Raw genomic sequence first — 8,948 nt, 5'->3', positions numbered from 1 at the left:
CAGGTCTTTCCCGTGTGTTCGCCTGCATTTTTAAATGAACATCAAGATTTACTGCAATCGCCGACCAATCTTTTAAAACTGCCATTAATTCATGATTTGTCAGTGGATCGACATGCCGGTTTTGCCACGTGGAATACTTGGTTTCAGTACAATCAAATTACCCAAGCGCGCATGCAACGCGGTTTAAAAATTAATAATTCTGCTGCTGTTTTACAAACGGCCATTGACGGTCAAGGGGTCGCACTGGCAAGGAGTGTCATGGCGCATGATGATTTAAAAGCAGGACGCTTACTGCGTTTATATCCTGAAATGAAATGCTCATCCACACTGGCTTATTATATTGTGTATCGAAAAGAGTGCCAGACGCTGCCTAAACTGATCGCTTTTCGGGATTGGTTGATAGATGAAGCAACTATCAGCTGAGTTAAAAATCTAAATTGGCGCTTCATTTTTAAAAGGTTAAATTTTAAAAAGCTCGCTCTTTAGATCCATTTTTTTTAAGCACTTAAGTATGGCGAATATCTCATGCCAGTATTCAAAACAGTTAGCCAATATATTAATTGCCCATTAATAAATCCTGTTGGGTATTGGCCTGTTTTCTGAGAAAATCCCAAACTAATTTAACTTTTGGTTCATGCTGTAAATCACTTAAAGTTAACATCCAAAAAGTATGGGCAAAGTTGATTTGTTCACTTAAAACTTCCTCGAGTTCCGGTTTTTCATCCGCCATGAAGCGCGGTAAAATCCCTAGACCGGCACCTGCACTGACTGCAATTTGCTGTGCCAAAATACTGTTACTGCGAAAACATGCCGTTAATTGCAAAGGTAAGCGTTCAAGGCAATATAGGGCCGAGCTATACACTAAATCATCAATATAATCGACAAAACGATGTTGGCTGAGATCTTCGACGCAGTGAATGGGCGGATTTTGGCGTAAATAATTTTTACTGCCATAAATTTTAAGACAGTAATTGGAAAGGCGCGTAATGATATAAGGGCCGGATTTTGGCCGATCAATTGCAATGACGATATCTGCTTCGCGATGCGATAATTTAATTGTTTTCGAGACAGGAATCAGATCTATGCTTAATAAGGGATAATGCTGCGAGAACTCTGCCAATAAACGCGCTAAAAATGCGGTTCCAAAGCCTTCCGGTGCGCCAATTCGTACGCGACCTTGTAATGGATTATGCGGTTTATCGATCTGTAAAAATGACTGCTCCATTTGCTCAACACGCGGCACTAAGGCTAAGCCTTCACAGGTTAACTCATAACCTGTGGCTTCACGCTTAAACAATTGAGTGCCTAAAGTATTTTCTAAGGCTTGAATGCGGCGCGCTACAGTGCTGTGTTCAACGCCCATTAATCGCGCTGTATTGGTCAGTGTTTTAGCCCGTGCCAACACCAAAAAAAAGCGTAAGTGATCCCAATCGACTTTCATTTAACATCCTGTTAAATAGGTGTGCAAATTTGCACAATGATCGTGCATCAATTTGCGTTGGTGGTCAAAGTTTTCTTTGTTAGTCTGCTGAAATAGCGTAAAAAATAATACGTTGAATACCGTCAGTTTAGACAGATAGAACCAACAATAACAAAGATCACGGAGTGATTATGAACGCCATTCATCAACCCCCTCAACCTACCGAATTAACCACGGCAAAACTGCTGATCAATGGTGAATTTATGCAATCCAAAACCAGTCACTGGCAAGAGATCATCAATCCAGCCACGCAACAGGTGCTGGGCAAGGTGCCTTTTGCAACAGCTGATGAAGTGAATGCAGCCATTGCCGCGGCTCAACAGGCGTTTAAAAGCTGGCGGCATACGCCCATTCAAGCACGTATGCGTATGATGCTAAAGCTACAAGAGTTGATTCGCAGCAACTTAAAAAGGATTGCACAGGTCTTAAGCGCTGAACAAGGCAAAACGCTGGCCGATGCTGAGGGAGATATTCAACGCGGTTTAGAAGTGGTTGAGCATGCCTGTTCCATCGGCACTTTACAAATGGGCGAGTATATTCAAGGTGTGGCACAGGGCGTTGATACCTATAGCATTCATCAACCTTTAGGCGTATGTGCTGGAATTACTCCATTTAACTTCCCTGCAATGATTCCCTTGTGGATGTTCCCGATGGCCATCGTCTGTGGCAATACTTTTGTATTAAAGCCTTCTGAACAAGATCCACTTTCAACCATGATGTTGGTTGAATTGGCGATGCAGGCCGGTGTACCTGCGGGCGTACTCAACGTGGTGCATGGCGGTAAAGAGGTGGTCGATCTGTTGTGTACCCATCAGGATATCAAGGCAATTTCTTTCGTTGGTTCTACAGCGGTGGGTACGCACGTGTATAACTTGGCGGGACAGCATGGTAAACGTGTTCAATCGATGATGGGGGCAAAAAACCATGTGGTGGTGATGGCCGATGCTCATAAAGAACAGACCTTAAACGCTTTGGTGGGTGCAGCATTTGGTGCGGCAGGTCAGCGTTGTATGGCGCTTTCTGTTGCCGTGATGGTGGGTGAGACCAAACATTGGGTAAATGATTTGGTTGATAAAGCCAAAACACTACAGGTCAATGCGGGTCATGAGCCGAATACCGATGTTGGGCCGCTTATCTCGCAACGTGCCAAAGCCCGCGTGATGGAGTTAATTCACAGTGGTGTCGAGCAGGGTGCTGAATTGCTGCTCGATGGTCGGAAGGTTGAAGTCAAAGGCTACGAGCAAGGTAACTTTGTCGGTCCGACGATTTTTAATCACGTCGATACCCAAATGCGTATTTATAACGAGGAAATTTTTGGCCCCGTGCTGGTGATTATGCATGTAGATACTTTAGAACAGGCAATTCAGTTGATTAACGCCAATCCATTGGGCAATGGTGTGGGGCTGTTTACCCAAAGTGGCAGCACAGCGCGCACTTTTCAAAACAATATTGATGTGGGACAAGTTGGCATTAACATCCCCATTCCCGTGCCGGTGCCTTTCTTTAGTTTTACCGGATCAAGAGGTTCAAAACTAGGTGATTTAGGCCCGTATGGCAAACAAGCTGTACAGTTCTATACGCAAACCAAAACCATCACCAGCCGTTGGTTTGAAGATGACCAAGAAGCCAGTGCTGTCAACACCACCATTGATCTACGCTAAGGAGAAAAGCCATGAATATTGCTTTTATTGGTTTAGGAAATATGGGCGGCTTGATGGTGCAGAACTTGCTCAAGTCAGGACAGAAAGTTTTTGGTTATGACCTGAATGAGGTGGCTTTACAGCACTTTGCTGATGCCGGCGGGCTGATGTGTGAAAGTCCACAAGCGGCCGCTAAACAGGCGGATGTGGTGATTACCATGCTGCCTGCAGCCAAACAGGTGCGTGAAGTTTATCTTGGAGAAAATGGCATTTTGGCCGTGCTTAAAGCCGGCAGCTTATGTATTGATTGCAGTACCATTGATCCTCAGAGCATTAAAGACATTGCTGCACTGGGTGAGGATAAAGGCATTCGTATCTGTGATGCTCCAGTTTCTGGTGGCACCTTGGGCGCTCAAGATGCAACCTTAACCTTTATGATTGGCGCGGATGAAAAAACATTGCAGGCCATTCAGCCTATTCTGCGGCAAATGGGTAAAAATCTGCTGCATTGTGGTGCGGTGGGAACCGGTCAAATTGCGAAAATCTGTAACAACTTGATTTTAGGAATTTCCATGACTGCGGTGGCCGAAGGGATGGCACTGGGGGCAAAACTTGGCATTGATCCACAGGCCTTAGCCGCAGTCATCAACACCTCCAGTGGACGTTGCTGGAGCTCGGAAATTTATAATCCATGGCCGGATATTTGCGCCAATGCACCTTCTTCGCGTGGTTATAAAGATGGTTTTGCGGCGCAATTAATGTTGAAAGACTTGGGACTTGCAGTTGAAGCCGCTGAACAAGTGAATTATCCCATGGTATTGGGCAGCTTGGTGCAAAAACGCTATCAACAGTTGTGCCAAGAGGGGGATGCCGCTTTGGATTTTTCCAGCATTATTCATCAATATACAGCCGAGCCGGCTTAAGTCATTAAAAAATCTGCGTGTGGCAAGGATGGCTGCACCCACATAATTCCCTGTCAGTAATAACTATAAATGAAGACTGAGGTTAACTTATGTTGAATTATCAAAAGACCGTACAAGAATTTGATTTAGAAGGCATCGCCCATCGCCTGTTATCGGGTTCTATCGATGCATTAAATGCGTGTTATGAGTGTTGTGATCGCTACGCTGATACAGAACGTGTGGCTTTATTTTACTACGGTCAAGAGGGCCATAAAAAACAATATAGCTTTAAAGCACTTAAAAAGTATTCTAGTCAATTTGCGAATTTTTTAAAATCTCAGGGAATCACGCAAGGAGATCGAATTTCAGGATTATTGCCGCGCACACCCGAGTTAATCATCATGATTCTTGCAGCATGGCGAATTGGGGCTGTTTACCAACCGTTGTTCACCGCTTTTGGTCCAAAAGCCATCGAGCATCGCATTAAAATGGCCGACAGTAAGTTGGTGGTCACTGATTTAACCAATCGAGAAAAATTAATCGATATCGCTGAATGTCCTGCCATTGTCACGGTACATGCAGAGCAACAGTCAAATTTATACCCTGATGATTTAAGCTTTTGGAGCGTATTGAACGATCAAGCAGAAAGTTGCGAGGTGGCTCTGCTCAATATAGATGATCCGTTTTTACTGATGTTTACTTCAGGCACAACAGGGCCGGCTAAACCCTTATACGTTCCGCTCAAAGCGCTGATTGCGTTTGGCAGTTATATGCAAAATGCCATCGGCTTAACAGAGGAAGATGCTTTTTGGAACATTGCCGATCCCGGTTGGGCCTATGGTTTGTATTACGGCATTACAGGGCCTTTATTGCTCGGGCATTCCACCTTATTTTATGAAGGGGGTTTTAATCCTGAAAGTGTCTGTCAGATGGTTAAAGAATACGGCATTACCAATCTTGCCGGTGCACCGACAGCCTATCGAATGATGATGGCTGCTGATCCACTGCAAATGGCACAGTTGCGCGGTAAATTTCGAGTGGTCAGTAGTGCCGGTGAGCCTTTAAACCCTGAAGTGATTCGTTGGTTTGAACAGGTTTTGGATGCGCCTATTTACGACCATTATGGACAAACTGAAGTCGGTATGGTGGTGTGTAATCATCATGCACTGGAGCATACTGTACGCTCCGGCTCAGCCGGTTTTGCAAGCCCCGGTTATAAAGTGGTGGTACTGGATGAACAAGGGCATGAATTGCCTGTTGATACCGCAGGCATTCTGGCAATTGATCTGGAGCAATCGCCGATGATGTGGTTTGGCGGTTATGAGCAAAGCGCTAAATCGCCATTTTTAGAGCATTATTATTTAACTGGAGACACTGCCGAGATTCATGCCGATGGCAGTATGAGTTTTGTCGGGCGCAGTGATGATGTCATCACCACTTCCGGTTATCGTGTGGGACCTTTTGATGTTGAAAGTGCTTTGCTGGAACATGATGCGGTGATTGAGGCTGCGGTGATCGGTGTACCGGATCCAGAACGCACAGAAGTCATTAAAGCCTTTGTGATTTTGGCACATAATGTTAAAGCCAGTGCACATCTTGAAGATGAGTTAAGTCAATTTGTCAAAAAACGCTTGTCTGCCCATGCCTATCCTCGACAAGTTGAATTTGTTCCTGAATTACCGAAAACCCCAAGCGGCAAAATTCAGCGTTTTTTATTACGCAATCAAGAAATCAATAAACAACAAGCGCTGACACATCATCCAAGCTAAAAATTCAAGGGAATCGTGATGCAATTAACCGAAGAACAAAAACTGATTCAAGATATGGCAAAAAACTTTGCCCAGCAGCAAATTAAACCTTATGCCAGCGAGTGGGATCAAAAAAGTATATTCCCAGCACAGGCATTGTCACAAATGGGACAATTGGGCTTTATGGGAATGTTGATTCCAGAACAATGGGGCGGTTCAGATACTGGTACATTGGCCTATGTTTTGGCACTGGAAGAGATCGCTGCCGCAGATGGTGCAACCTCAGCCATCATGAGTGTGCACAACTCTGTCGGATGCGTACCCATTTTAAGATTTGGCACAGAACAACAAAAACAACAGTTCTTAATGCCTTTGGCGCAAGGCAAAATGATTGGTGCTTTTGCCTTAACCGAGTCGCATACCGGATCGGATGCCGCCGCCATTAAGACCCGTGCGGTTAAAGTGGGTGAGCACTATATCCTCAATGGTTCTAAACAGTTTATTACCTCCGGTCACAATGCCGGCATGATTATTGTGTTTGCGGTGACGGATGCAGCTGCGGGAAAAAAGGGCATCAGTGCATTTTTAGTCCCGCGCGACAGCCCCGGTTATGAGGTGATTCGTGTTGAGGAAAAACTCGGCTTACATGCTTCAGATACTTGTCAAATTGCCCTCACCGATGTACGTCTGCACCACAGTCTACGGTTAGGCGCAGAAGGAGAAGGCTTAAAAATTGCACTTGCCAATCTTGAAGGCGGACGAATTGGTATTGCCGCCCAAGCGGTTGGATTTGCCCGCGCAGCTTTAGAAGAAGCCACGCGCTACGCGCATGAGCGCGTGGCATTCGGTCAGCCTATTTTTAAGCAGCAGGCAATTTCTTTTCGGCTTGCCAGTATGGCAACTGAAATACAAGCCGCACGGCAATTGGTGCATTATGCAGCACGTAAAAAAGAAGCCGGTGAAGCCTGTTTAACCGAAGCATCCATGGCAAAACTTTTTTCTTCGGAGATGACAGAACGTGTGTGTTCTCAAGCCTTACAGATCTTTGGAGGCTATGGTTATCTGAAAGATTTTCCGATTGAGCGTATTTACCGCGATGCGCGTATTTGTCAGATTTATGAAGGTACCAGTGATATTCAACGCTTGGTTATCGCACGCAGTTTATAAACAAACAGGAATATTATGATGCAATGGCAAACGATTTTATTACAACAACACAAGGGCGTAGGCTTGATTACCCTCAACCGTCCTCATGCGCTAAATGCACTTAATAATCAGCTTATTATTGAAATTAATCAAGCGCTTGATCTACTTGAAAAAGATCCAACTATTGGCTGTATGGTGCTGACAGGTTCGGAAAAAGCCTTTGCAGCGGGTGCCGATATTAAGGAAATGCTGGATTTAAGTTTTCCACAAATCTATTTAGATGATTTTTTTAGTTTAGCCGATCGTATTGCGCAGCGGCGTAAACCTTTAATCGCAGCGGTCAGTGGCTATGCTTTGGGTGGCGGCTGTGAATTGGCGTTAATGTGTGACTTTATTTATTGTGCCGATAATGCAAAGTTTGGCTTACCAGAAGTTAGCTTAGGCGTACTGCCGGGAATTGGTGGCACACAGCGCTTAACCTTGGCCATCGGTAAAGCGAAGGCGATGGAAATGTGCCTGACTGCTCGACAAATGGATGCCCAAGAAGCAGAACAAACGGGTTTAGTGGTTCGAGTTTTTCCAGCAGAGCAGTTATTAGCACAAACCTTACAGGCTGCTGAAAAAATTGCTGAAAAATCGCTTACTGCGGTAATGATGATCAAAGAAAGCATTAACCGCGCCTTTGAAGTCAGTCTGGCTGAAGGCTTACGTTTTGAAAGACGTATCTTTCATTCAGTTTTTGCCGATGCAGATCAAAAAGAGGGTATGCGCGCATTTGTGGACAAACGTCCTGCTCAATTTACCTCGGCTAAAGGACATCATCATGAAACATGAAAATAACTTAATCATTTCCACCCAAGGCCGTTTAGGGATGATTTGTTTGGATCGAACCACGCATTTAAATGCGTTATCTATCGCGATGATTCAAGGGATTGATCAGCAGTTACAACACTGGCGTGATGCAGCCGAGGTCGATGCGATATTGATTAGCTCAAACAGTGAGAAAGCTTTTTGCGCAGGGGGCGATATTCGCTATCTGTATGACAGTTATCAAGCTGGTAATACACAGTATCGCGATTATTTTGCTGCCGAATATCTGATGCTAGATACCCTGCGCAAGTTCAATAAACCGGTTGTGGTCTTACTCGATGGCTATGTCTTGGGCGGTGGTTTTGGTCTAGCGCAAGCCTGTCACATTAAGCTGAGCAGTGAAAAATCACGCTTTGCCATGCCAGAAACAGCGATTGGTTTTTTCCCTGATGTTGCTGCGACCCACTTTTTATCAAGACTTGATGAGATTGGCGTCTACATGGCACTTACCGGTGAGCAAATCAGCAGCAGCGATGCACTGTATTTAGATCTGGTCGATTATCATGTACCCAGTGCACATTTTGCTGAGTTGCAGGCGAGCTTAATTGCTGCGCCTGATTTAAATTATGTTGAAATCAGAAAAATTATTGGCACGTTTATAACCCATCCGGCAGAAAGTCAGCTGAAGACACAGATTGAGCAGATCAATAAGCATTTTGCTTATCCAAGCGTAGAAGAAATTGAAAACAGTTTAGCGCATGACAGCAAGAGTCTGGATCGGACTTGGGCGCAGCAAACGCTGTCTGTTTTAAAGCAGCGCCCGATCATGGCCAAAAAAACCAGCTTAAAGTTACAACAGATTGGACAAAATCTGTCTCTTGAAAAATGTATGCAGCTTGAACGTGTTTTACAAGATCTATGGTTTGAACAAGGCGATTTAATTGAGGGTGTTCGCGCTTTAATTATTGATAAAGATAAAAATCCGCAGTGGCAACAGGACAATTCAAAATTTGATCTAATTTTAGACAAGATTTGGTTGAGTTGGCATAAAACCTCGACTGAGAACAGCTACGCATTTAAGTGCTGATGCTCTGAGGAAAGATTTTCAATAATGAGTAAGCGTCTGGCTGGTATGTGCTGTTCATTTACGCCTATGACTTGAACAGCATATGATCTACTCAAGTTATCTATTTGAGTTGGAGGCAAGCCCAGCAACACATCC

At 44.5% G+C, this 8,948-nt stretch carries 8 protein-coding genes; 7 read left to right on the top strand and 1 reads right to left on the bottom strand.

Translation table 11 applies throughout. The features are described 5' to 3' along the window. Nucleotides 1–423 (top strand): LysR substrate-binding domain-containing protein (locus tag SE27_RS14590; protein ID WP_455550003.1); only part of this gene is annotated, 423 nt, incomplete at its 5' end. Between the two features lie 133 nt (nt 424–556). On the opposite strand, the gene SE27_RS12645 is transcribed toward SE27_RS14590, so the two are convergent. Further along, nucleotides 557–1,441: a LysR family transcriptional regulator gene (locus tag SE27_RS12645; RefSeq protein ID WP_039624164.1), complete on the bottom strand. Its 885-nt coding sequence runs from the start codon at nt 1,439–1,441 to the stop codon at nt 557–559. A gap of 170 nt (nt 1,442–1,611) precedes the next feature. Here SE27_RS12645 and SE27_RS12640 point away from each other — a divergent pair, with 170 nt between their 5' ends. The 6 genes from SE27_RS12640 to SE27_RS12615 all read left to right on the top strand — a co-directional run bounded on the left by SE27_RS12640 (nt 1,612) and on the right by SE27_RS12615 (nt 8,813). Continuing rightward, nucleotides 1,612–3,141 (top strand): CoA-acylating methylmalonate-semialdehyde dehydrogenase, encoded by a 1,530-nt coding sequence (locus tag SE27_RS12640; protein WP_039624161.1) that lies wholly within the window; start codon nt 1,612–1,614, stop codon nt 3,139–3,141. 11 nt (nt 3,142–3,152) lie between these two features. After that, complete coding sequence (mmsB, locus tag SE27_RS12635) at nt 3,153–4,043, top strand: 3-hydroxyisobutyrate dehydrogenase (RefSeq protein ID WP_039624160.1); 891 nt, start codon at nt 3,153–3,155, stop codon at nt 4,041–4,043. An 89-nt stretch (nt 4,044–4,132) separates the two neighbouring features. Next, nucleotides 4,133–5,791 (top strand): AMP-binding protein, encoded by a 1,659-nt coding sequence (locus tag SE27_RS12630; RefSeq protein WP_039624158.1) that lies wholly within the window; start codon nt 4,133–4,135, stop codon nt 5,789–5,791. A gap of 18 nt (nt 5,792–5,809) precedes the next feature. After that, nucleotides 5,810–6,937 carry an acyl-CoA dehydrogenase family protein gene (locus SE27_RS12625; protein ID WP_039624156.1) on the top strand — a complete coding sequence of 376 codons (1,128 nt, stop codon included), beginning with the start codon at nt 5,810–5,812 and terminating at the stop codon, nt 6,935–6,937. Between the two features lie 18 nt (nt 6,938–6,955). Further along, a complete protein-coding gene (locus SE27_RS12620) occupies nt 6,956–7,750 on the top strand; it encodes an enoyl-CoA hydratase (RefSeq protein WP_039624155.1) in 795 nt (264 codons plus the stop codon). Next, the gene (locus SE27_RS12615; protein WP_039624153.1) at nt 7,740–8,813 is read left to right on the top strand and encodes an enoyl-CoA hydratase/isomerase family protein; all 1,074 of its coding nucleotides are present in this window, start codon (nt 7,740–7,742) and stop codon (nt 8,811–8,813) included. Before SE27_RS12620 ends, SE27_RS12615 begins: the two co-directional genes overlap by 11 nt. The last annotated feature ends 135 nt before the right edge of the window (nt 8,814–8,948 follow it).

The organism is Acinetobacter harbinensis (genome assembly GCF_000816495.1).
GTDB classification, from domain to species: Bacteria; Pseudomonadota; Gammaproteobacteria; order Pseudomonadales; family Moraxellaceae; genus Acinetobacter; species Acinetobacter harbinensis.
This window is presented reverse-complemented; position numbering and strand designations above follow the sequence as displayed.